The following is a 23,454-nucleotide window of genomic DNA, read 5'->3' as shown; positions in this document are numbered from 1 at the left end:
TCAATTAAAAAATAGTTTATTAAAGTTGTCTGTAGTTTTTTTTATAAGAGCTTCTTTGGATATATTTTTAATTTCAGCTAATTTTGCAGCAGTAAAATCAATGAAAGAAGGCTCATTTTTTTTTCCTCTTTTAGGAACGGGTGCTAAAAAAGGACTATCAGTCTCAATTAAGATATTATCCATTGGAATAGATTTAAAAGTATTTTGTAATTCTAATGAATTTTTAAAAGTAATAATACCGCTAGCTGAAAAGAATGAATTTAAAGTCATTAGTTTTTCTGAGAATTCTTTAGAGCCAGTAAAACAATGCATCAAAATTTTAAGGTTTTCATTTTTATATTCATTTAAAATTTCAAAAGTTTCTTTTTCCGCATCTCTTGAATGAACAATTAATGGAATATTGGTTTTTATGGATGCATCTATATGTTCTTTAAAACTTGCTATCTGCTTATCTTTTTCACTATTATTATAATAAAAATCTAACCCAGTTTCTCCAATTCCAATAATTTTTGAGTTTTCATTTAGACTTTCAATGATCTGCTTTGAAGTGATAATATTTTTAGAGCTTTCATGAGGATGAATGCCAATAGTACCATAGATCATTTCATCTTTATTAATTAAATCTTTTACTCTAGAAAAACTTTCAAACGAAGTTGAGATAGTAAGTAATTTTTCTATACCAACTTCTTTTGATCTTTGTATTACATTAGCTAAATCACTTAATAATGGTTCATGATCTAGATGACAGTGTGAATCAATCATTTTTTTTCTCTATTTTTTTAAAAAGTATATCTATTTTATTAATATTATTACCTTTTGTTAAATACTCATTATTAGAAACTGAATCTAATTTTATATTTTTTTCTTGAATGTCAAAAATCTTTAATGCCTTTAAAGAAGATTCAGGAATAATTGGATATAGTAAAAAACTTATTTTTCTTACAATTTCTAAAGTAGTGTAAACAATAGTATTTAATCTAATTTTATCGTCTTTCTTTTTCCATGGTTCTTGATCATTAAAATATTTGTTAGCTTCAAAAAGAGAATTTACAATATAATCAATGTAAAAATTGATATTTTGATTGTCAATTTGTAACCTAATATTATCTATATTATCTTTATACTTATTTAGTATTAATAAATCTTCATCATGAAATTTAACTTCTAATGGAATTTTTCCATTACAATTTTTTATTGCAAAAGTTGTTACACGCTGACATAAATTTCCATAATTGTTAGCTAGATCACTATTAATACAATCTTCTAGTCTTTCTTGAGATATATTTCCATCATTCCCGAAAGAAACTTCTTTAATTAAGTAGTATCTTAAAGGGTCTAGACCGTACTCTTTAATTATTTCAAGTGGATCAAGAATATTACCTTTAGATTTAGACATTTTTTCTTCTCCTGATAATATCCATCCATGCCCGTAAACTCTCTTTGGTAAATCAATTTTTGCTGCTAATAAAAAGGCAGGCCAATAAACAGCATGGAATCTAAGTATATCTTTTCCAATTAAATGTATTGAGGCTGGCCAAAATTTTTTAAACAAATCATCATTTATATTGGGATAGTTTAATGCACTCAAATAATTTGTTAAAGCATCAAGCCAAACATATATCACGTGGTTTTTATTATTTGGAACAGGTATGCCCCATGAAAAACTTTTTCTACTTACGGAAAGATCTTTAAGACCACTTTTTACAAAACTAATAACTTCATTTTTTCTAGATTGAGGAGAAATGAAATCTGGATTAGCTTCATAATATTCTAGTAAAGGTTTTTCCCATTTTGAAAGTCTAAAAAAATAAGATTCTTCTTCAATCCACTCAACGGGAGATTTTGATGATATAGCAATTTTTTTTCCATCTAATTCCTCAATTTCGTCTTCGTTATAAAAGGCTTCATCAGATACAGAATACCATCCAGAATAATTTGATAAGTATATGTCATCATTTTTCTCAAGTTCATTCCAAAGATATTGAACTGTATTTTTATGTCTAGCTTCTGTAGTTCTTATAAAATCAGTATTAGATAAATTCAAAGTATCCGAAAGATCTCTAAAAGTTTGACTAATTTGATCACAAAACGCTAGAGGGTCCTTCCCTGCTTTTTCTGCAGATCTTTGAATTTTTAATCCATGTTCGTCTGTACCAGTAAGAAAATGAACCTGATAATCATCAATTATTTTAAATCTTGCAAAAAAATCTGCGATAATGCTTGAATATGCATGACCCATATGAGGCTTAGCTGATGGATAGTAAATAGGCGTGGTAATATAATAATTTTTATCCATTTAGTATTTTATCCTCAAATTCCATAAACAATGTTTCATCATCTAAATTATAAGTTTTTGTATTATTAATTTTTTCTAAAAAATAATGGTATGATTTCAATATATTAATATTTTTGCTAGATATATTGTTTCTAAAATAAAGTTCAATAAAAGAATAAATAATTTCAATAATTGATTTATCTTTTTTATAAATTTTATTTTGAATTATGGTTGTTAGAGTTGTGTTTAAATCAAAATTAACAAGATCTAAGTCATATTCTTTAGATAATTTAATTAATTTAAATAATTTTCCAGGAGTTGCATAATAATCAAATAAATTATTATTGATAATAGTATTTATGTCATCGTTTAATAATTGATTAACAATTCTAATAGACTGATCTTTTGTTAAAAAAACTTTGAAATTTAAACATCTAGATTTAAGAGTTGGTAGCACTCGTTTATTATTATTTATTAAAATAAAATTTATATTTTCATTAGGTTCTTCTAAAAATTTTAACAAAGCATTAATAGAATTTAAGTTTAATAATTCAATATTATCAATTAAAACAAGTCTCTTTTTATTATTAAATGAGGATTTATTTAGATTTATTATCAATTCCCTAATTTGATTTATATCAATATTTTTTTTTTCCTCTAAGACATCAATTAAGTAAAAATTTGGATTAGATTTATTTAGTATAAGTTTGTAAGACTTGTTATCCGGATTAATTTTATTATTTTCAAAGTCATATGGATGTTCTTCATTTTCCGATAATACAAGGTTAATTAAATGATATGCTAACGTTGATTTTCCAATACCTTTTTCACCAGATAAAAGAATTTTATTTGGCAAAGTATCATTTTTATACAACTTATATAATTGATTAAAAACTTCTTTGTGCTCAAATAAATTTATTTGAGTTAGGGGATTTAAATTCATTTAATTAATTTTTTAATTTGATTTATTATTAAATCTTCATTTATTTTTATATCTAAATTAGAATCAATTATTTTGTATGTTTTTTTATTTGATTTAGCTAATTTCAAAAAACCTTTTTGAACTTTATTATAAAAATTCATATCAAACTGATCATATCGATTGAGAGATTTTCTATTTTTTAATCTTTGAAATAGATTTTTTTTATTAACAATATTGAGGAAAGTAAAATTGACTTTTATGTTTTTTAATAAAAATTTATTTATGATATTTATAATGTTTAAATCAATACCCATACCATAATGCTGATATGCAATAGTTGAGTCTGTAAATCTATCAATCAAAATAATTTTTTTTTTGTATGATTTTTTTATAAGATTTATATTTTCACTACGCGCTGCTAAATATAAAAGTAAATCAGTATATATGTTAAAATTAGATTTTTTATTTAAAATTAATCTCCTTATTTTTTCAGAATTAAGACTTCCACCTGGTTCTCTTATCTTAATATAGTTAATTTTCTTTTTATCTAAATATTTAGATACTTTATTTATATGATGACTTTTGCCACTACCCTCTATGCCTTCAAAAACAATGATGGGTTTTTTAGACATCACCCCAAATTAAATAATTTATTGATTTTATTAATCTTGTAAAAAAATTAACTTTTTTAATTTCTTTCGATGAAAGCAAATCATACTCTCCAATGAGTTCTTGATCATAAACAACTCTTAGAGTGGCTATTTTTTGATCTTTTTCAATTGGTGCTTCGACTGGCCCATCATACTTAACAACAACTTTTAAAAGTTTTTTTTTCGCTTTTTTGATTGTTTTATAAATATCTTCCTTTGTATAAGCTTCCACACTATTCTCTTTTCCTAACCAAACATCAATTTTGTGTAATGGTTTATTAGCTTTAGCTATTTCTACAAGATCATAGTTGGTAAGACCAAATGTAAGTAATTTTGTGCTCTCTTTAGATCTAGCATTTTTTGAATTAAAACCACTTCCTACAGCAATCAATCTTCTGCCATTTCTATCTATTGATGATGCTAAAGAATATTTTTCAACAGCTAAATAACCAGTTTTTATTCCATCTGCTCCAAGATTTTTATAAAGTAATGGATTTCTATTTCCTTGTGTTATTGGATCGCCACCTGTTCTATCCCACGTAAATTCTTTTTCAGCAAACATTTTGTAAAATTCAGGATGTTCTTTAATTAAATATCTAGACATTTTTAAAATATCTCTAACAGTTGAGTAATTGTCGGGGTCATTTATTCCTGATGAATTAGAAAAATTTGTATTATCCATCCCTAATTCTTTTGCTTTAGCTGTCATTAAAATTGCAAATTCTTCTTCAGTACCTGCTATACCTTCGGCTAATGCAATACATGCATCATTACCAGAAGCAACAATTATACCTCTTAATAAATTTTCTACAGAAACCTGATCACCTACCATTATAAACATGGATGAATAACCAGATGTAGACAATCTCCAAGCTCTCTCAGATATTATAAATTTTTCGTCTAAACTAAGATCGCCTGATTTTATTAAGTCAAAAGCAATAATTGCTGTCATTATTTTTGTCATAGAAGCTGGATAAATTGAAATATCTGGCTCTTTTTCATAGAGAATTTCTCCAGAATGATAATCTTGTAATATTGCAGTTCTTGCCTTTACATCAAAATTAGCTTTTGAAACACTTACTAATGAAAAACTAAAAAAAATTACAATTAATAATATTCTAAACATCTTTTAATATCTCTATATTTTCAAAATTTAATACTTTTATTTCGTTAAATGATTTTTCTAGTTTTTTTATATCATTAAATGGACCCAATAATACCCTATATTTAGTTTTAGATAATTTCTTAATTACAGATCTTTTGATATTTGTCTCATCTTTTATTCTATTAACCATATTTTCTGCTGAGTCTCGGTAATAAAAATCTGCAATTTTTATTGAATATAAAAATTTATGTTTTTTTATTTTAACTTCTTTAGTCTTTTCTTTGCCTAGATTATCTATGGTAATTCCATCAACAGGAGCTTTTTCAGCGACATTTTTCTCTTCATCAAAGGTCTTTGCTTTTTTAGCTACAAATGTTGAACTTTTTGAGATTAACACAAGATCAATATAAGGCTCTTTAGGGTCAAGTGATAACTCTTCAGCAATTCGTTGCGTAATTACAGAGTTGTAAAAAGTAGAGAATGTAACATTATTAGAGATTACTTGTGCTATAATTGACTTATCATTAACAGGATTAGTAATTTTAACAAATGAATTTTTTTTAATTTTATTATGAAAAATTAAAAGAGATCTATTATCAATTTTTTTAGATATTTTTTTTTCTTTTTTTAATTCATCATCATAAATTAAAGCAAATCCAGTATTACTATACTTTTGATCACTAATATAAACTAGGTTTTTATTATTTTGATCAAATTGATTACATGCGGATAAAAAAAATATAGAAATAATTAATAAGAGTTTTTTAAAGTTCATTTTTAAATTTATCTTTTAATGTACAAACGGCTAAAGCAAATCGCAATGATCTATTCCATTTTAATATTATCTCATAGTTGTCAAACACGATATAAGCTGGATTTAAAGTTTCAGCATCAGGTATGATATCTTTATCTGGTGTTATAATCGCCACTTTTAAAGCGTTAAACTTGTTGTCTATTTGATCATTATTTTTGATATATTTTCTAAAGTATTTCAATTTTTTTTTATCATGGAGTTTTTTGGCAGAAATGTTTAAATATTTACTGGGTATATTCTCTGACAAATCAATTTTATAAAAACAAGGATTCTCACTTTTCCAACCTATTTGATTTAAATAGTTTGAAGCAGAAGCATAAGCATCATTATTATTTTTTAAATCAATATATCCATTTCCATCATGATCAATTGCATAATTTTTCATTGTTGATGGCATAAATTGAAAAAAACCAAAAGCACCTGCCCAAGATCCATATAAGGTTTTATAGTCTATTTGTTCATTTTCTATTAATCGCAAAAGTATTAATAGTTCATTTGTAAAAAATTCTGATCTTCTTTTATCAAAACTTAAAGTTGCCAAAGAGGATAAAATATCCATTTTACCAACATATGTTCCAAAATTAGTTTCTATTCCCATTAGAGCTAATAGTAGCTCTCTATCTATATTAAATTCGTTTTCAACAGTATTTATTAACGTAGAATTTTTTTCATAGAATTTTTTTCCTAATGAAACTTTTTTTGAAGATGTTCTTTTTGAAATATAAGTTTTAGTATCCTCATAAAATTCAGGTTGATACCTATCATATTTTATTACATCTGATAAAAATTTTGTATCGGACATAACTTTATCAAACGTTTTTTCTGAAATATTATTTTGTAAAGCTATTTTTTTAAAATTTAATTTCCAATTTTCAAATTCTTTATTGATATCAGCAAATGACAAATTAATAAAAATAAAAATAAAAAATAAAGAAAAATTAATTAGTTTCATGCAAATCTTTCAAATATATAATTACAGCAATCCAAATAAAAATAAAACTAACTAATTTTGTTATTGAAAAAGGCTCGTTGTAATAAAAATACCCTAATAAAAACTGAAAAGTGGGTGTTATATAAAATATCATACCAGTTGGTCCTAAACCACAGAGCTCAACTCCTCTAACATATAAAAATAAAGGTATAACGGTCATAGGTCCAGCAAGATAAATAAATAGCATCATCGATGGATCAGATAATTGAAAATCATTATATCCTTTGCTTGCTATCAAATAAAAAGCAAATAGTGCAAACGGTAATATAAACAAACTCTCTATAAGAAGGCCCACATCAGTATCAACATTAATTTTTTTTCTAACTAGATTGTAAAAACCCCAACTTAAAGCAACAATTAAACCAACCCAAGGCAATGATTTAATACTTACAATTATTAAAAAAAGTATAGATAGAATGACTAACAGAATTGAAAAGACTCTTTTTTTATTAAGTTTCTCTTTAAAAAATATATAACCGAGCATTACGCTTAAAATGGGCATAATAAAATAACCAAAACTAGCATCTATAATTCTATTTGTTGCTATAGCGTATATCCATACACCCCAATTTATAAAAATTAAAAAACCTGAGATAAATAAATAAAATAAATTTTTTTTATTTTTTACAATTTTAAAAAAAATATTCCATTTAGAGAAAAAAAAAGTAGTCAGAATTAAAGTAAACGCTGTCCATAAACATCTATGAACTACTAATTCAATATGCCCGATATAAGCAATATATTTAAAATAAATTACACCAAAAAACCCCCACCAAAAAGATCCAAAACCAGCAAGTAATAGGCCTTTGTTAAATTCTTTATTCATAGGAAACCATGATGCTTGTAATTAATAAGTTTATTAGACTATTTTATGGTTGAATTAAATAATTATAATTATAAAACCTTGCTCACGGAGAGATGGCTGAGTGGTTGAAAGCACCGGTCTTGAAAACCGGCAAAGGGGCAACTCTTTCCTGGGTTCGAATCCCAGTCTCTCCGCCACTATTTTTCAATGTAATCAAAATGTTTAAATAAATCAGTCACATTATTTTTTTCAAAAATAAAATCAGTCTCTAAACCATTTAAAAAATTGTATAAATTTGAATCATCAATATCCAATAATTTTTCTAATTTAACTAAATCATCATTACTTAAGTCATTAATATATTTTTTAACAAAAGCTCCTAAAAGTTTATCCATTTCTTTGGTGCCCCTATAATTTGATCGATAAATAATCTTTTTTTTTAATTCGTCTATATTGATCATAAATATTAGAATATATTATTTGTTAATGAATAATAAAACAAATTATGAATATTTATTGTCAGATTTAAGTTCTCTAAAAGGTGTAGGAATTAAAACAAAAAATTTATTAAAGAAGAAAAATATTAATAATTTATTTGATTTATTATGGAAACTTCCAAAATCTTATACGGATAGAAGCTTGTCATCAAAAATAAAAGATTTAAAAATTGGTGAAATTCAAACAGTAACTATAATTCCTCAAAAGTATAATTTCCCACGTATAAGAAAATTACCAAATAGAGTTTTATGTAGTGATGAAACTGGTGAAATAGATTGTATTTTTTTTAATAGTTATGAAGGATACATAAAAAAAATCCTACCTTTGGGCAAAGAAATTACTGTTAGTGGTAAAATAGGTCATTTTAGGAATAAATACCAAATTACAAATCCAAAATATGTTTCTGAGGATTCTTCTTTAATCAAACAAACTCACAATAAATACTCATTAACTGAAGGTATTTCTGAAAAAATATATAATAAAATTATAAATCAAATAATCAATAGTTTGCCAGTTTTTAATGAATGGCACTCTAAAAGTATTATATCTAAATTTAAAAATATAAGCTGGAATAGCTCAATTAAAGAACTGCACAAACCAGAAAATATTGGAAATTATAAATCAAATTTCTATCAAAGATTAGCTTTTGATGAAATATTTTCAACATTTCTAGTTAATTCTGAAATGAGAAAAAAAATAAGAAAAATTAAAAAAAAAAATAAAGTTATTAATTTAAATAAACAAAATTCTATAATAGATAAATTAGATTTTTCACTGACGAGTGATCAATTAAAATCACTTAACGAAATAAACAAAGACTTAAGTTCACCAAATAAAATGTTTAGACTTTTGCAAGGAGACGTTGGTAGTGGAAAAACAATAGTATCTCTTTTAGCAGCAATAAATACCATAAATTCTGGTTTTCAGGTTGCTTTTATGGCTCCTACAGAAATTCTAGCAAGACAACATTTTATGCTTGCAAAAAAAATATTTCCTAAAAATATAAATTCAGATCTTATTTCTGGAAAATCTGAATATAAATTAAAAAAAGAAATTCATAAAAAATTAGAAAATAATAAAATTGATATTATCTTTGGAACACATGCAATATTTCAAAAAAAAGTAATTTTCAAAAAATTAGGATTAATAATTATAGATGAACAACATAAATTTGGAGTGAATCAAAGAAAAAGATTGTCAGACAAAGGTGGACCAAATTGTGACGTATTATTAATGACAGCAACACCTATACCTAGAACTCTAACAATGACAATTTACGGTGATATGGATATTTCAATAATTAGAGAAAAACCTAAAAATAGAAAACCAATTAAAACGTATAGTAAATTAGAGATTAAAATTGAAGATGTATTAAAATTTATAAAAAAAGAAATTAAAATAGGAAATCAAATTTTTTGGGTTTGTCCATTAATTGAAGAATCTAAAAAATTAGATCATTCATCAGCTGTAAAAAAGTATGAATATTTAGAAAGTAAGTTTCCAAATCAGGTATGTTTGCTTCATGGAAAAACTGATGTAAATGAAAAAAATGATATACTAAACAATTTTTTAAATAATAAATTTAAGATTTTAGTTTCTACAACAATTATTGAGGTTGGAATAGATTTTCCAAATGCAAATACGATTATAATTGAAAATGCTAACAAATTTGGTTTATCTCAACTTCATCAATTAAGAGGTAGAGTTGGTCGTGGAGATAAAGACTCTACATGCATATTAATGTTTAAATCAAATCTTAGCGAAAACGCAAAAAAGAGAATAAAAATTTTAAAAGACACTAATGATGGTTTTTTAATATCTGAAGAAGATATGAAATTACGAGGGTTTGGAGATATTTTAGGATTTAAACAAAGTGGTATAAAAAACTTTAAGTTAGCAGATCCAATTCAGAATAGTGATCTTTTTTTATTAGCTGAAAAAGAAATGAGAAGAATAGAAAAATCAAATGAAGATATAAGTAAATTCAAACCCTTGATAAAATTGTATGATAGAGCTGATATAATTAATGATATTGCTTAAGTTTTTTTAGTAGAGGTTCCTGCTGAAACAATAAATTTAGATGCTTCCTCAAAAGACATGTTTAAATATATAACATCTTCTATTGGAAACATTAGTAAAAAACCACTGGTAGGATTTGGAGTTGTAGGTACAAAAACATTAATTAAATTCTTACCAGTTTTTTGCGCCATCTCACCTTTATTTTCCTTTGTAGCAAAACCAACTGCCCAAACTCCTTTTCTTGGATATTCAATTAAAACTACACTTCTTTTTCCGTCATCTTTTTTAGAAAAAGTCTCAGTCATTTGAACAATTGCGGAATAAACTGTTCTTAAAAATGGAATTCTTTTGAACAAATCATCAATTAATTTTAGAATTCTTCTTCCAAAAAATGACAATGAAAGCCCACCTACGATAGTTATTAGTAAAATCGAAATGACAATTTCAACACCAGGTATATTAAAAGGTAAATAACTATTAGGATTAATATTTTTTGGAATTAAATTAGAGGAGATACCAATTAAAATTTTTGTAAGATATAATGTAAACCCAATTGGTATTAAAACAACTACTCCAGTAATAAAGTAGTTTCTTAAGGTTAATGAAAAAGATTTTTTTGACCCTTTTTTCGACATATTTTCAATTAACTATAACTAGCATAAACAACAAAAACAATTGCAAAGATAAATAATACAATTAAAATTTTGTTATTAAGATTCATATTAAATTATTATTATCAATTTTAGTTACTTATGGATAGAAGAAAATTTTTGACTTATGTTGGCTGTGGTTGTGGAAGTCTTCTTTTGCACTCCTGCTCTACTGCACCAATAACTGACAGAAAACAATTAAAAATTATACCTGAAGCAAAATTAAATGCTCAAGCTGCGCAAATTTATGAAAAAGTTAAACAAAAAGAAAAGATGAGTGATGACATTAAAACCTTGAATGAGATTAAAGAAATTGGAAAAAAAATGGAAGATTCGATTAGTGAATATTTTTTTAGATCAAATTTAAATGATCCAACAGCAAATTTTGATTGGGAATATATTTTAATTGATAACAAAAAAGTTAAAAATGCTTGGTGTATGCCTGGAGGTAAAATTGCTGTTTATACAGGTATACTTGATGTAACAAAAAATAAAAATGGTTTAGCAGCAATTATGGGTCATGAGGTTGCTCATGCTGTAGCAAAGCATTCTGTTGAAAGAGCAAGTCGAGGTATTTTATTAAATACTGGAGCAAGAATTATAGATATTGCAAGTGGGGGCGTATTATCTGATATAAACAGAACTACTGGAATGGATACAGTCGGATTATTAGCTCAACTGGGAATAATGAATCCATTTAACAGAAAACAGGAAAGCGAAGCTGATTATCTAGGTATGATTTTTTCTTCTTTATCTGGTTACGACATTAGAGAGACAGTAAAAATCTGGGAAAGAATGAAAGAAGCCAATAAGGGTAAAGAACCGCCAGAATTTATGAGCACCCACCCGTCCTCTGATACTCGTATTAAGCAATTAAATGGATGGATGAATGAAGTAATGTTAGATTATCCACCAATCAACTTGACCTAAATCAAAATTAATGGTGAGCCGTGATGGACTCGAACCATCGACCCATTCCTTAAAAGGGAATTGCTCTACCAACTGAGCTAACGGCCCACAAAATTGATTCATTTTTTCTAAATGAATAATGTGTGTATACAGATAAATTTTTATTTTTCAATTCGTTGAATTTAAAAGTTTTGATCAATTAAGGTTGTTAAATTAAGGAATTTGATATGATTATTCATACAAAATGGCACAGTTTCTATATCTACAACTTATCTATGTATTTATTGTGAAAATCATCAAATGTGCCAGAATTAATATTTTTTCTAATCTCAGACATTAATTCTTGATAAAAATTAATATTGTGAAGTGTCAATAACATTGAAGCTAATATTTCATTAGTATTAAATAAATGATTTAGATAATTTTTTGAATATTTGTTTAAGTTGAGATTTTCACAAGAAGGATCAAGTGGAGTATTATCATTTTGATACTTATTATTTTTAATATTTACCCTTCCATTCCATGTAAATGCCAAACCTGTCCTTCCAGATCTGGTAGGTAGCACACAATCAAACATATCTATACCTCTTTTGACGGCACCTAATATATCTGATGGTGTTCCAACACCCATTAAATAGTGAGGTTTTTCTAAAGGTAAATATTCTTTGATATCATCTAAAACATTAAACATTTCATTTTGTGTCTCACCTACTGCTAATCCTCCAATAGCATATCCATCAAAACCAATATTAACTAATCCTTCAAGTGATTTAAGTCTTAAATCTTTAAACAAACCTCCTTGAACAATACCAAATAAAGCTTTATGAGGATTGCTTCCAAAAGCTACTTTAGATCTTTCAGCCCAGTAAAGTGATAAATCCATAGATTTTTTTATAAGATTATAATCATTAGTTTTCTTAGGGCATTCATCCATAATCATTACAATATCTGAATTTAAACCTAATTGTATTCTTATGCTCTCCTCTGGACTTAAATAAAATTTTTTACCATCAACATGAGAGTTAAATATAGCTCCCTTCTCTCTATCAATTTTATTCAACTTTGAGAGAGACATTACTTGAAAACCGCCAGAGTCAGTCAAAATAGGTAAATCACAATTCATAAAATTATGAAGTCCACCAGCAGACTCTACTCTTTCAACACCGGGGCGTATCATTAAATGATAAGTATTTGAAAGAATTATTTCAGACCCTGTTTTTTTAATATCATCTATTGTACAAGCTTTTACAGTTGCCTGTGTTCCTACAGGCATAAAAGCTGGAGTTTGTATATTACCACGATGCGTCTCGATTAACCCACATCTAGCAAATTTATCTTTTTTTAAAACGTTAAAGGCAAATTTTTTTAATGCCATTAATAAAATTTATTGAGATTTGAAACTAATAATCTTATCTGGATCAGTTACAGCGCCGTTATTATTTTGATCGCCTCTTTTTATTTTATCAACAAATTCCATTCCTTCTATCACTTTTCCAAAAACTGTATATTGACGATCTAAAAAAGGAGCTGGCTGAAAACAAATAAAAAATTGACTATTTGCACTATTTGGATCTTGAGCTCTCGCCATTGATAAAGTTCCTCTATCATGTGGTAGACTATTGAATTCTTGCTCTAAGTCAGGAAAATCTGATCCACCCATTCCAGCTCTTCTAAGATCAAAATCTTTAGATTCTGAATTTCCAAATTTTACATCACCTGTTTGAGCCATAAATCCATCAATAACTCTATGAAAAACAACGTTATCGTATTTACCGCTATTTGCTAATTCCTTAATTCTTTTAACATGATTTGGCGCCACATCTTCAAATAATTCAATTTTAACGTCACCGTCTTTTAATTTTAATATCATTATATTCTCCTCAGCTATTGATTGATTGGTAATAAAAAAAAGCAAAATAAGTATTTTAATAAAAATTTTATTCATATTTCTCTTTTAAAGACTTGATAGTACTTTTGGTAGTAAATTTTTTAATGTCACCTTTTAATTTAACAATCTCTTTTACAAATCTAGATGAAATAATTTGATTTTCTACATCAGACATTAAAAAAATTGTTTCAATATTTTGGTTCAATTTTCTATTCATACCAGCTAATTGAAATTCATATTCAAAATCAGATACAGCTCTCAGTCCTCTTAAAATAATGTTTGATTTGTATTTTTTACATAAATCAGTGGTTAAAGAGCCAAAAGATACTACTTTTATTTTTTTCCTATTTAACTTTAGATCTTTAAATAAAGCTTTATTTACTATTTCTATTCTTTCATCAGAACTGAATAAATAATTTTTGTTACTTTCATCTGAAACACCTACGACTATTTTATCGAATAATTTTAATGATTTTTTTATGACATCTATATGCCCAAAAGTGATTGGATCAAATGTTCCAGGATAAATTGCAATTTTACTCATTAAATTAAATTATCATCAATTTTAATTGCTGAAACAACTTTTTCTTCTCCTGATAACTTAATTATTCTAACACCCTGGGTATTTCTTCCTGCGGTTCTAATTTCCTTAACAGCAACTCTGATTACCCTACCTTTGTTTGTAGAAATTAGAATTTCATCACCTTCAAAAACAGGGAAAGATGAAGTGATATTTCCATTTCTTGGTGAATTTACTATTCCTATAATTCCTTTACCTCCTCTGTTAGTAACTCTGTAATCAGTATGAGAGGTCTTTTTTCCATAACCATTTTCACTTATTGATAAAACAAATTTCTCTTTTGCTGTTAATTCAGATTTTTCGTCTTTTGATTTTTTTACGTTTTTATTAATTTTATCGTTATCAATAACTGACAAAGATACTATTTGATCATTTGGTGCTAACTCTATACCCTTAATTCCTTTAGAAGATCTACCTTTAAAAACTCTTAGCTTTTTAACTTCAAATCTAATGCATTTCCCAAATTTTGTACTTAAAATTACATCTTGATCATCTTTACATATTTTAACACCTACGATTTTATCATTATTATCTAATTTCATTGCAATTTTTCCAGATGCATTAATTGATGAAAAGTCTTCTAAACTATTTTTTCTTACTTTGCCTTGAGCAGTAGCAAATATAATTTGATAATTTTTTAAATCAGTTTCATCTTCTGGCATTGGCATAATTGAGCTTATTGCTTGGTGACTCTTTAAAGGTAAAATATTAAATAAAGACTTACCTTTAGATGACGATGAACCCTCAGGGATTTTCCATGCTTTGATCTTGTAAACCAAACCCTCGGTAGAAAAGAAGAGTACCGAAGTATGAGTATTCACAGATAATGTTTGAACAACTGAGTCTTGATCTCTAGTTGTTATGCCTGATTTTCCCTTACCACCTCTTTTTTGTTTTTTTACTCCATCCAAAGAACCTCTTTTTATGTATCCTTGTAAGGTAACTGTAATTATTACTGATTGTTTTTGGATTGTTTCCTCAATATCGTAATTTAAAACAGCATCTATAATTTTAGTTCTTCTTGGTATAGCAAATTTCTCTTTAATATTTTTTAACTCTTCGCTGATTACTTTTAAAAGTTCTTTTTTTGATGAAATAATCTTTTTATATTTAGTTATTAGTTCAGCTAATTTTTTAATTTCAACTTCAATTTCATTTATCCCTAATGCAGTTAATTTTTGAAGTCTTAATTCTAAAATAGCTAAAACCTGTGGTTCAGATAAAGAATAGAGGTTTTTACCTTTTTTTCCCTCAACTAAAGAAATTAATTTTTGAGATTTGTTTATTTTCCATTTAGTTTTTAAAATTGATATTTTGGCATCATCAGGTGTTTTAGATGATCGTATAATTTTTATTATTTTATCTAAATTTTCAACTGAAACAGATAATCCTATTAATATATGAGCACGTTCCTCAGCTTTTTGAAGATCAAATTTAGTTTTTTTAATTACAACATCTTCTCTAAAAGTTAAAAAATTAGATAAAAAATCTTTTAGTGTACAAGTTTGTGGTTTTCCTTCAACAATAGCTAAAGTATTAAAACCAAATGAACTCTCTATTTGAGTGTTTTTATATAATTGTCTCTTTATAGTTTCTGGTTCTACACCGTTTCTTAAATCTATTGCTACCCTAATACCTTCTCTGTTAGACTCATCTCTAATATCTCTTATTCCTTCAATCTTTTTTTCTCTTACTAATTGAGCAATCCTTTCATTTAAAACAGATTTGTTTACTTGATAAGGTATAGAAGTTATTACAAGTCTTTCACGTCCATTTTTTTGTTGCTCAATTGAAATTTCACCTCTTATCTTAAAAGACCCTCTACCATTGTTATATCCTTGTTTAATTATATCTTTACCTATAATTACACCACCAGTTGGAAAATCTGGACCAGGTATATGTTTCATTAAGTCTTTAATTTTAATATCTTTGTTATCAATTAAGGCTAAGGTGCCATTTATAATTTCACCTAAATTATGTGGAGGTATACTTGTTGCCATACCAACAGCGATACCGCCAGCTCCATTTACTAATAAATTTGGAAACTGTGCAGGTAAAACACTTGGTTCTTTCTCAGTTTCATCATAATTGCTTTTGAAAGTAATTGTATTTTTTTCAATATCATCAATTAAATATTGAGAAACTTTTGACAAGCGAGTTTCGGTATATCTCATTGCTGCAGCTGGATCACCATCAATAGAACCAAAATTTCCTTGACCTTGAATTAACGGTAAACTCATAGAGAAATCTTGTACCATTCTTACTAAAGCATCATAAACAGATTGATCACCATGCGGGTGATATTTACCAATAACATCTCCGACTATTCTTGCAGATTTTCTAAATTGTTTAGACCAATCATATCCGCCTTTGTACATTGCATATAAAATTCTTCTATGAACTGGTTTTAATCCATCTCTAATATCAGGAAGAGCACGACTTACAATTACGCTCATTGCATAAGAAAGATATGATGAGCTCATCTCATCATGCATTGAGATTAATTTTATATTTTTATCTTTAAACTCTTCAGTATTTTTCATAGAAACTAAAATGGAATTTCATCGTCCATATCTGACACTTGTGAAGAGTCCTCAATATTATTTTGTTGAGTTGTGTCATTTTGAATTCCGCCACCAGAATTACCTCCTCCCAACATTGTGAGTGAAGAATTATATCCTTGTATAACTATTTCAGTTGAGTATTTGTCTTGTCCCGATTGTTCATCTTTCCATTTTCTTGTCGTAAGTTGACCTTCTACATAAACTTGAGCACCTTTTTTTAAATATTGTTGAACAACATTTACTAAACCCTCATTAAATACAACTACACGGTGCCATTCAGTTTTTTCTTTTCTTTCACCTGTGTTTTTATCTTTCCAGGATTGACTTGTTGCAAGACTTAATCTGGCTACACTTTTACCATTTACCATTTGTTTTACCTCAGGATCTGCGCCCAAACGACCAATTAATAATACTTTATTTAAACTTCCAGCCATAATATTTAATATTTGTTAAATTAGTTAATTAGAATTATATCACAATTCTTCTGAATATTAATTTTATTAACTCAAAGCAACTAAAATTATGATGAAAAAGATAGTTATTAAGGGCGCTAAAGAACATAATTTGAAGAATGTCACTGTGGAGATTCCAAAAGACAAATTTGTGGTCATAACGGGTCTATCTGGGTCAGGAAAATCATCTTTAGCTTTTGACACCATCTACGCAGAGGGTCAGAGAAGATATGTAGAGAGTTTATCTGCATATGCTCGTCAATTTTTAGATAAAATGAAAAAACCAAATGTTGATTTAATTGAAGGGCTAAGTCCAGCTATTGCAATAGAACAAAAAAATACATCAAAAAATCCAAGATCTACTGTTGCAACTGTAACAGAAATTTATGATTACATGAGGGTGTTATATGCTAGAGCAGGTATCCCCTATTCACCGTTTACAGGCAAACCAATAACCTCTCAAACAATTACACAGATAGTAGATTTAGTTAAAAAATTACCAAAAAAATCAACAATATATATTTACGCACCAGTAGTAAGAGGTCGTAAAGGTGAATATAAAAAAGATATTTTAAGTTACAAAAGAAGAGGTTTTAGAAAAATTAAAATTGATAATGTTTTATATGATATAGAAAAGTCACCTAATCTAGATAAAAAACTTAAACACGATATTTCAGTCTTAGTCGATAGAATAGTTTTAAATTCAAAACTTGGAAATAGATTGGCAGAAAGTATTGAAACAGCTATAAATTTAGCAAACGGTTTGGTTTTTGTAGAATATGAAGATGAAACTCTTCCTCAAAAATTCAGAAAAATTGAAAAATTAATTTACTCTACCAAATTCGCTTGTCCTGAGAGTGGTTTTACAATTGAGGAAATTGAGCCAAGACTTTTTTCATTTAACAGTCCCTATGGAGCTTGTGAAGAGTGTGAAGGAATTGGAATGAAATTAAATGTTGATCCAAATTTAGTTGTTCCTGATGAAAGAAAAAGTTTAGCTGATGGAGCAATCGAACCTTGGTCTAAATCAACTACATTATATTACGCTCAAACTCTAGCATCCTTAGCAAAACATTATGGTTTTTCTTTAGATGAAAAATGGAAAAAATTACCCAAAAAAATCAAAGATATTATTCTTTATGGTTCTGATGAAGATGAAATCAAATTTAATTATGATGATGGTTACGAGAAATATTCCTATAAAAAAACTTTTGAAGGTGTAATTAATAATCTTGAAAGGAGATTTTTAGAATCTGATAGCGAATGGAAAAGAGAAGCCATTGCTGAATATCAATCGGATACTGCCTGTGAAGCATGTAATGGTGATAGATTAAAAGAAGAAGCATTATGTGTAAAAATCAATGATCTTAATATTAGTGAGGTAACAAAAAAATCTATTTTGGATGCAGCAGAATGGTTTAAAAATTTAGAAAATAAGCTTGATAAAAGACAATTTAAAATTGCTGAACATGTTTTAAAAGAAATCAACGAAAGATTAAATTTTCTACTTAATGTAGGTTTAGACTATTTAACACTTTCTAGAGAATCTGGAACTTTATCAGGTGGTGAAGCTCAAAGAATAAGATTAGCTTCACAAATTGGATCTGGTTTAACAGGTGTATTATATGTTTTGGATGAACCATCGATTGGATTACATCAAAAAGATAATGTTAAGCTTATTAATGCATTAAAAAGATTAAGAGATCTTGGTAATACTGTTATTGTTGTTGAGCATGACACTGAGACTATGGAAAATGCAGATCATATTATTGATCTTGGGCCTGAAGCTGGAAGTAATGGTGGTGAGATAACAGCACAAGGATCATACGAAGAAATCAAAAAAGATAAAAATAGTATTACCGGACTGTATCTTGCTAATAAAAAAACAATTGAAATTCCTAAAACTCGACGTTTAGCTAAAAATGGAAGATTTGTTGAAATCAATGGTGCAAGTGGAAATAATCTAAATAATGTTAATCTTAAAATTCCAACTGGGACCTTTACCTGTGTTACTGGTGTCTCTGGTAGTGGTAAATCTACTTTAATATTACAAACACTCTTTCATGCTTTAAATTTAACTTTAAATAATAAAGCTAGAAAAACACCTAAATCTTTTAAATATTATAAAGGAGTAGAATTAATCGATAAAATAATTGATATTGACCAGTCTCCTATTGGTAGAACTCCAAGATCAAATCCAGCAACATATACTGGAGCCTTTGGACCTATTAGAGATTGGTTTACAAGCCTCCCAGAGTCTAAAACCAGAGGATATAAACCAGGAAGATTTTCTTTTAATGTTAAAGGAGGCAGATGTGAAGCTTGTGAGGGTGATGGTGTAATCACTTATGAAATGCATTTTTTACCTGATGTTTATATACAGTGTGATGAATGTAAGGGTACGAGGTATAATAGAGAAACTTTAGAAATTAAATTTAAAGGTAAAAGTATTGCTGATGTTTTAGATATGTCGGTTGATGAAGGGTGTGAATATTTTGAAAATATATCTAATATAAAAACAAAACTATTAACGCTTAAAAAAGTTGGTTTGGGCTATATAAAAATTGGTCAGCAAGCAACTACATTATCAGGAGGTGAAGCACAACGAATTAAGCTTGCAAAAGAACTTTCAAAAAGATCAACGGGAAGAACGATGTATATCTTAGATGAACCAACCACAGGTTTACATCAACATGATATTAAAAAACTTTTAGAGATACTTCATACATTTGTAAAACTTGGGAATACAGTAGTTGTCATTGAACATAATCTTGATGTTATTAAAACAGCCGACTATATTGTGGATATGGGTCCTGAAGGCGGTGTAAAGGGTGGTAATATTGTCGCCGAAGGAAAACCGGAAGAAGTATGCAAAGTTAAAGAGAGTTATACTGGTCAATTTTTAAAACCTCTTTTAGCTTAAATTTAACAACTTAAAAATATTCAAAAATTAGTGTATAGTAATCAAGAATCATGAGCAGTTTATTGTCATCATTATCAAAAACAGTCCACGCATCACTTGCTTTAGCAATTATTTTGTTTTTAGGATTGTTTTATTTAAACGATGGAATTGCTTTTGATACGCTATTCTGGAGCTGGTTATTTAGATACATACATGTAATTGTTGCAATTATGTGGATTGGATTATTGTGGTATTTCAATTTTGTTCAAATTCCAAATATGGGAAAAATTCCAGATGAACAAAAACCAGCTATTGGTAAAGTAATAGCACCAGCTGCATTATTTTACTTTAGATGGGCTGCTGCATTAACTGTTCTTTCAGGTTTAATTCTTGCTCTTCTTAATGGATATCTTCATGATGCAATGACTTTAAGTATTGGTTCAGGTGTTCCAAAACATACTGCAATTGGAATTGGAATGTGGCTTGGAATTGTAATGGCATTTAATGTGTGGTTTGTGATTTGGCCAAATCAAAAAAGAGCTTTAGGAATAGTTGAGAGTGATCCAGATACAAAAGCTAAGTCGGCTAAAACTGCAATGCTATTCTCAAGAACAAATACTTTGTTATCTTTACCTATGCTACTTTCAATGGTAGCTGCACAAAATATATTTTAATTTATTTCTGATCGTCTTCTCTAAGAACAGTTTTTTGGGAAACTCTTAGCCTAACTAAAACAGTGTTAGCAATATAAATAGATGAATAAGTTCCAAAAACAACACCAAGTATCATTGCTAGTGAAAAACCTTTTAATATTTCTCCACCGAAAAAATAAATTGCTAATAAAGCTAGTAAAGTAGTTGCAGAAGTTATTATAGTTCTTGATAACGTTTCATTAATTGAAATGTTTGTTAATTCAAAAATTTTTATATCTGAATATTTTCTTAAATTTTCACGCACACGGTCAAAAATAACCACAGTATCATTCATTGAATATCCAACTATTGTTAACACTGCTGCAATAATTGACAAATTTATTTCTAAACTAAATAGTGAAAAAACTCCTAAAGTTACAATAACATCATGAAACAAAGCTAAAATTGCACCCAAACTAAATTGCCATTCAAATCTTATCCAAATATAAATTAACATTAATGCTAAAGACAAAGATATTGCTATAACTCCTGATTTTAGTAATTCAGCACTTACCTTTGGCCCAACATTCTCTACTCTTCTAAAATCATAGTTATTTCCAAAAGATTTATCTAAATTAGTCTTAATTTCTTCAATAATATTTTTTTTATTATCTTTATTTTCAAATTTTACTAAAAAATCCGTATCATTGCCAAATTTCTTCACTGAGACATCTCCTAAATCCATTTGATTAAATCTATCTCTTAATGAACTTACATTTATTTTAGAATCTGAGGCTCTTAATTCAATTAAAGTGCCGCCTTTAAAATCTATACCAAAATTGAGCCCTTTAAATATTAACAGTAGTAATGAAACAACAATTAAAAGTGATGAAAGTAAATTAAAGTGATTATAATATTTATTAAAAGCAATCATTAGATTAATTTTTCCTTATCTTTGTTTCTTGATACATAAATACTAGTGAACAATCTTGCTATGAAATAGACTGAAAATAGTGTTGTAAATATTCCAACTCCTAAGGTTACAGCAAAACCTTTGACTGGACCTGAGCCCATAAAAAACAAAATAATTGCAGCTAATAATGTGGTAATATTGGCATCTAAAATTGCTGTTCTTGATTTTGTATAACCACCATCAAAAGCCAAAATATTATTAGTCTCATCTTTTAGCTCTTCTTTAATCCTCTCAAAAATTAAAACATTTGCATCAACTGCCATACCTACAGTTAGGATAATTCCTGCAATACCAGGCAATGTTAAAGTAGCTTCAAATAAAGTTAAAACACCTAAAAGAATAAACAAATTAACTATTAGTGTTACATTGGTAATTAATCCGAAAATTTTATATTTAACGAACATAAAAATTATGACCAACATAAAACCTATTGCCAAAGCAATCATTCCTGCATTAATTGAGTCTTGTCCAAGATCTGGACCAACCGTTCTTTCTTCAATTATTTCTAATGGTGCTGGCAATGCTCCTGATCTTAATAATAAAGCTAGATCAGTTGCTGTTTGAAAAGTAAAGCCACCACTTATCTGACCAGAACCACTAGCAATCGTATCTCTAACTACAGGTGCGCTTATAATTTTACCATCTAAGACAATTGCTAATTGTTTTCCAATACCAGTTGATGTTGCCTTACCAAACCTTTTTGCACCTACTCTATCTAAAGTAAATGAAACAATCGTTTGGTTAGTTTGAGTATCCATTTTTGGTTGTGCATCGAGTAAATTTTCACCACTGATTATAATTCTTTTACTAACTGTGGCTTCTTCTAGGCCATTTTCAAATTTTAATTTTTCAACACCAAAACGATCATTTTCATCATTTGTTACAAAGCGAAATGTAAGATTTGCAGTTTTACCAAGTAATGATTTTATTCTCATTGGATCATCTAATCCAGGAAGCTCTACTAAAATTCTGTTATTTCCTCTTTTAAGTATGTTGGGTTCATTAGTTCCAACCTCATCTACCCTTCTTCTTACTATTTCTATAGCTTGATCTTGAGAAGAAGTTTTAAGTTTAATTAAACCCTGTCTTGAAAAATTAATTTTTAAATTTAACCCTGTATCTTCAATTTCTAACTGATGTGATTTAAATCTTGGGTAATAAGGGTTAAGATCACTATTTTCGTCCTGAAAAACATCTAAGACAGATTGCTTATCATTATTTGTTACATTAAAATAAATGTTCTTATTATCTATTTTAATATTGTTGATTTTAATATTTTTTTCTTTGAAGTAATTTCTAATAGTTGTTGTTAAGTTTTGTAGTTTTTGTTCAATTACAGGTTCATTATCAATTTCAAGTAATAGATATGATCCTCCCTGAAGGTCCAATCCTAGATTAATTTTTTTATCAAAAAAATCATCATCAAATTTAAAAAGATTTGATGAAGCAATTAAAATAAATAAAACTGAAAAAAGAGTTATAAATAAAATTCTTAACTTAGAGAAATAAAGCACTTAACTAAAAATAATTATTTTTTAACTTCTTGTGTATTTGTATTAACAAGACTTTGAATACCAGTTGATTTAACTATCTCAACTTTAACGTTTTCAGCAATTTCTACTTCAACTTTATCATTGTCTATAAGTCTCTCCACAGTACCTGTAATTCCACCAGAAGTAACAACCTTGTCACCTCTCTTAAGGCTTTCAACCATTGCTTTGTGCTCCTTAACTTTTTTTTGCTGTGGTCTGATTAAGAAAAAATAAAAAATAACAAAAATTAAAATTAACGGTATAAATTGTCCTATTCCTGAGCCTTCCATAAA

22 protein-coding genes and 2 tRNA genes are annotated in these 23,454 nt (G+C 27.5%); 5 read left to right on the top strand and 19 right to left on the bottom strand.

The genetic code is table 11. From position 1 onward, the window contains the following. Genes DT059_RS06355 through rarD form a run of 8 tightly spaced genes read right to left on the bottom strand, consistent with a single transcriptional unit; the run spans position 1 to position 7,583 of the window. Entirely contained in the window at positions 1-762 is a 762-nt protein-coding gene (locus DT059_RS06355; RefSeq protein ID WP_145597707.1) for a TatD family hydrolase, read from the bottom strand. Continuing rightward, entirely contained in the window at positions 755-2,296 is a 1,542-nt protein-coding gene (gene metG / locus DT059_RS06350; protein ID WP_145597705.1) for a methionine--tRNA ligase, read from the bottom strand. Before metG ends, DT059_RS06355 begins: the two co-directional genes overlap by 8 nt. Next, on the bottom strand, positions 2,289-3,218 hold the full coding sequence (locus DT059_RS06345) for an AAA family ATPase (RefSeq protein WP_145597703.1): 930 nt from the start codon (positions 3,216-3,218) through the stop codon (positions 2,289-2,291). The genes metG and DT059_RS06345 overlap by 8 nt, the downstream gene beginning before the upstream one ends. Beyond that, positions 3,215-3,829, bottom strand: coding sequence for a dTMP kinase (tmk, locus tag DT059_RS06340; protein WP_145597701.1), 615 nt, complete (start codon positions 3,827-3,829; stop codon positions 3,215-3,217). Before tmk ends, DT059_RS06345 begins: the two co-directional genes overlap by 4 nt. After that, positions 3,822-4,973, bottom strand: a complete 1,152-nt coding sequence (locus DT059_RS06335) for a D-alanyl-D-alanine carboxypeptidase family protein (RefSeq protein WP_145597699.1) — start codon at positions 4,971-4,973, stop codon at positions 3,822-3,824. Before DT059_RS06335 ends, tmk begins: the two co-directional genes overlap by 8 nt. Then, positions 4,966-5,727, bottom strand: a complete 762-nt coding sequence (locus tag DT059_RS06330; RefSeq protein ID WP_145597697.1) for an SPOR domain-containing protein — start codon at positions 5,725-5,727, stop codon at positions 4,966-4,968. Before DT059_RS06330 ends, DT059_RS06335 begins: the two co-directional genes overlap by 8 nt. Beyond that, positions 5,717-6,718 (bottom strand): lytic murein transglycosylase, encoded by a 1,002-nt coding sequence (locus DT059_RS06325; protein WP_145597695.1) that lies wholly within the window; start codon positions 6,716-6,718, stop codon positions 5,717-5,719. The genes DT059_RS06330 and DT059_RS06325 overlap by 11 nt, the downstream gene beginning before the upstream one ends. Beyond that, complete coding sequence (rarD, locus tag DT059_RS06320; protein WP_145597693.1) at positions 6,705-7,583, bottom strand: EamA family transporter RarD; 879 nt, start codon at positions 7,581-7,583, stop codon at positions 6,705-6,707. The genes DT059_RS06325 and rarD overlap by 14 nt, the downstream gene beginning before the upstream one ends. Positions 7,584-7,669: 86 nt before the next feature. On the opposite strand from rarD, the gene DT059_RS06315 reads away from it, so the two are divergent. Continuing rightward, a tRNA-Ser gene (locus DT059_RS06315) sits at positions 7,670-7,759 on the top strand. On the opposite strand, the gene DT059_RS06310 is transcribed toward DT059_RS06315, so the two are convergent. Next, positions 7,760-7,957 carry a succinate dehydrogenase assembly factor 2 gene (locus tag DT059_RS06310; protein ID WP_240704596.1) on the bottom strand — a complete coding sequence of 66 codons (198 nt, stop codon included), beginning with the start codon at positions 7,955-7,957 and terminating at the stop codon, positions 7,760-7,762. Positions 7,958-8,048: 91 nt separating this feature from the next. On the opposite strand from DT059_RS06310, the gene recG reads away from it, so the two are divergent. Then, positions 8,049-10,100 carry an ATP-dependent DNA helicase RecG gene (recG, locus tag DT059_RS06305; RefSeq protein WP_145597689.1) on the top strand — a complete coding sequence of 684 codons (2,052 nt, stop codon included), beginning with the start codon at positions 8,049-8,051 and terminating at the stop codon, positions 10,098-10,100. On the opposite strand, the gene DT059_RS06300 is transcribed toward recG, so the two are convergent. Then, the gene (locus DT059_RS06300; RefSeq protein ID WP_075536293.1) at positions 10,097-10,714 is read right to left on the bottom strand and encodes a DUF502 domain-containing protein; all 618 of its coding nucleotides are present in this window, start codon (positions 10,712-10,714) and stop codon (positions 10,097-10,099) included. The genes recG and DT059_RS06300 overlap by 4 nt on opposite strands. Before the next feature lie 117 nt (positions 10,715-10,831). On the opposite strand from DT059_RS06300, the gene DT059_RS06295 reads away from it, so the two are divergent. Beyond that, positions 10,832-11,659 (top strand): M48 family metallopeptidase, encoded by an 828-nt coding sequence (locus DT059_RS06295; protein WP_145597687.1) that lies wholly within the window; start codon positions 10,832-10,834, stop codon positions 11,657-11,659. A gap of 11 nt (positions 11,660-11,670) precedes the next feature. On the opposite strand, the gene DT059_RS06290 is transcribed toward DT059_RS06295, so the two are convergent. From DT059_RS06290 to ssb, 6 genes are all read right to left on the bottom strand, one after another. Then, positions 11,671-11,746, bottom strand: a tRNA-Lys gene (locus DT059_RS06290). Between the two features lie 154 nt (positions 11,747-11,900). Beyond that, on the bottom strand, positions 11,901-13,013 hold the full coding sequence (gene tgt / locus DT059_RS06285; protein ID WP_145597685.1) for a tRNA guanosine(34) transglycosylase Tgt: 1,113 nt from the start codon (positions 13,011-13,013) through the stop codon (positions 11,901-11,903). A gap of 9 nt (positions 13,014-13,022) precedes the next feature. Continuing rightward, positions 13,023-13,583, bottom strand: coding sequence for a peptidylprolyl isomerase (locus DT059_RS06280; RefSeq protein WP_145597683.1), 561 nt, complete (start codon positions 13,581-13,583; stop codon positions 13,023-13,025). Then, positions 13,576-14,070, bottom strand: a complete 495-nt coding sequence (gene coaD, locus DT059_RS06275; RefSeq protein WP_145597681.1) for a pantetheine-phosphate adenylyltransferase — start codon at positions 14,068-14,070, stop codon at positions 13,576-13,578. Before coaD ends, DT059_RS06280 begins: the two co-directional genes overlap by 8 nt. Continuing rightward, positions 14,070-16,649 carry a DNA gyrase subunit A gene (gene gyrA, locus DT059_RS06270; protein WP_145597679.1) on the bottom strand — a complete coding sequence of 860 codons (2,580 nt, stop codon included), beginning with the start codon at positions 16,647-16,649 and terminating at the stop codon, positions 14,070-14,072. The genes coaD and gyrA overlap by 1 nt, the downstream gene beginning before the upstream one ends. A 5-nt stretch (positions 16,650-16,654) precedes the next feature. Next, entirely contained in the window at positions 16,655-17,104 is a 450-nt protein-coding gene (gene ssb, locus DT059_RS06265; protein WP_145597677.1) for a single-stranded DNA-binding protein, read from the bottom strand. Between the two features lie 88 nt (positions 17,105-17,192). On the opposite strand from ssb, the gene uvrA reads away from it, so the two are divergent. Together uvrA and DT059_RS06255 are read left to right on the top strand one after the other, a co-directional pair. Continuing rightward, positions 17,193-20,045, top strand: coding sequence for an excinuclease ABC subunit UvrA (gene uvrA / locus DT059_RS06260; protein ID WP_145597676.1), 2,853 nt, complete (start codon positions 17,193-17,195; stop codon positions 20,043-20,045). A 50-nt stretch (positions 20,046-20,095) separates the two neighbouring features. Then, complete coding sequence (locus DT059_RS06255) at positions 20,096-20,698, top strand: urate hydroxylase PuuD (RefSeq protein ID WP_145597674.1); 603 nt, start codon at positions 20,096-20,098, stop codon at positions 20,696-20,698. A gap of 1 nt (position 20,699) precedes the next feature. Here the strand turns inward: DT059_RS06255 and secF are convergent, their stop codons facing one another. Genes secF through yajC form a run of 3 tightly spaced genes read right to left on the bottom strand, consistent with a single transcriptional unit; the run spans position 20,700 to position 23,451 of the window. Beyond that, positions 20,700-21,590: a protein translocase subunit SecF gene (gene secF / locus DT059_RS06250; protein ID WP_145597672.1), complete on the bottom strand. Its 891-nt coding sequence runs from the start codon at positions 21,588-21,590 to the stop codon at positions 20,700-20,702. Next, on the bottom strand, positions 21,590-23,143 hold the full coding sequence (gene secD / locus DT059_RS06245) for a protein translocase subunit SecD (RefSeq protein ID WP_145597670.1): 1,554 nt from the start codon (positions 23,141-23,143) through the stop codon (positions 21,590-21,592). Before secD ends, secF begins: the two co-directional genes overlap by 1 nt. A gap of 14 nt (positions 23,144-23,157) precedes the next feature. Then, entirely contained in the window at positions 23,158-23,451 is a 294-nt protein-coding gene (yajC, locus tag DT059_RS06240) for a preprotein translocase subunit YajC (protein ID WP_023853826.1), read from the bottom strand. Positions 23,452-23,454: the final 3 nt, after the last annotated feature.

The organism is Candidatus Pelagibacter sp. FZCC0015 (genome assembly GCF_007833635.1).
GTDB lineage: Bacteria > Pseudomonadota > Alphaproteobacteria > Pelagibacterales > Pelagibacteraceae > Pelagibacter.
The sequence above is the reverse complement of the archived record's forward strand: the minus strand, read 5'-3'. Positions and strand labels throughout refer to the sequence as shown.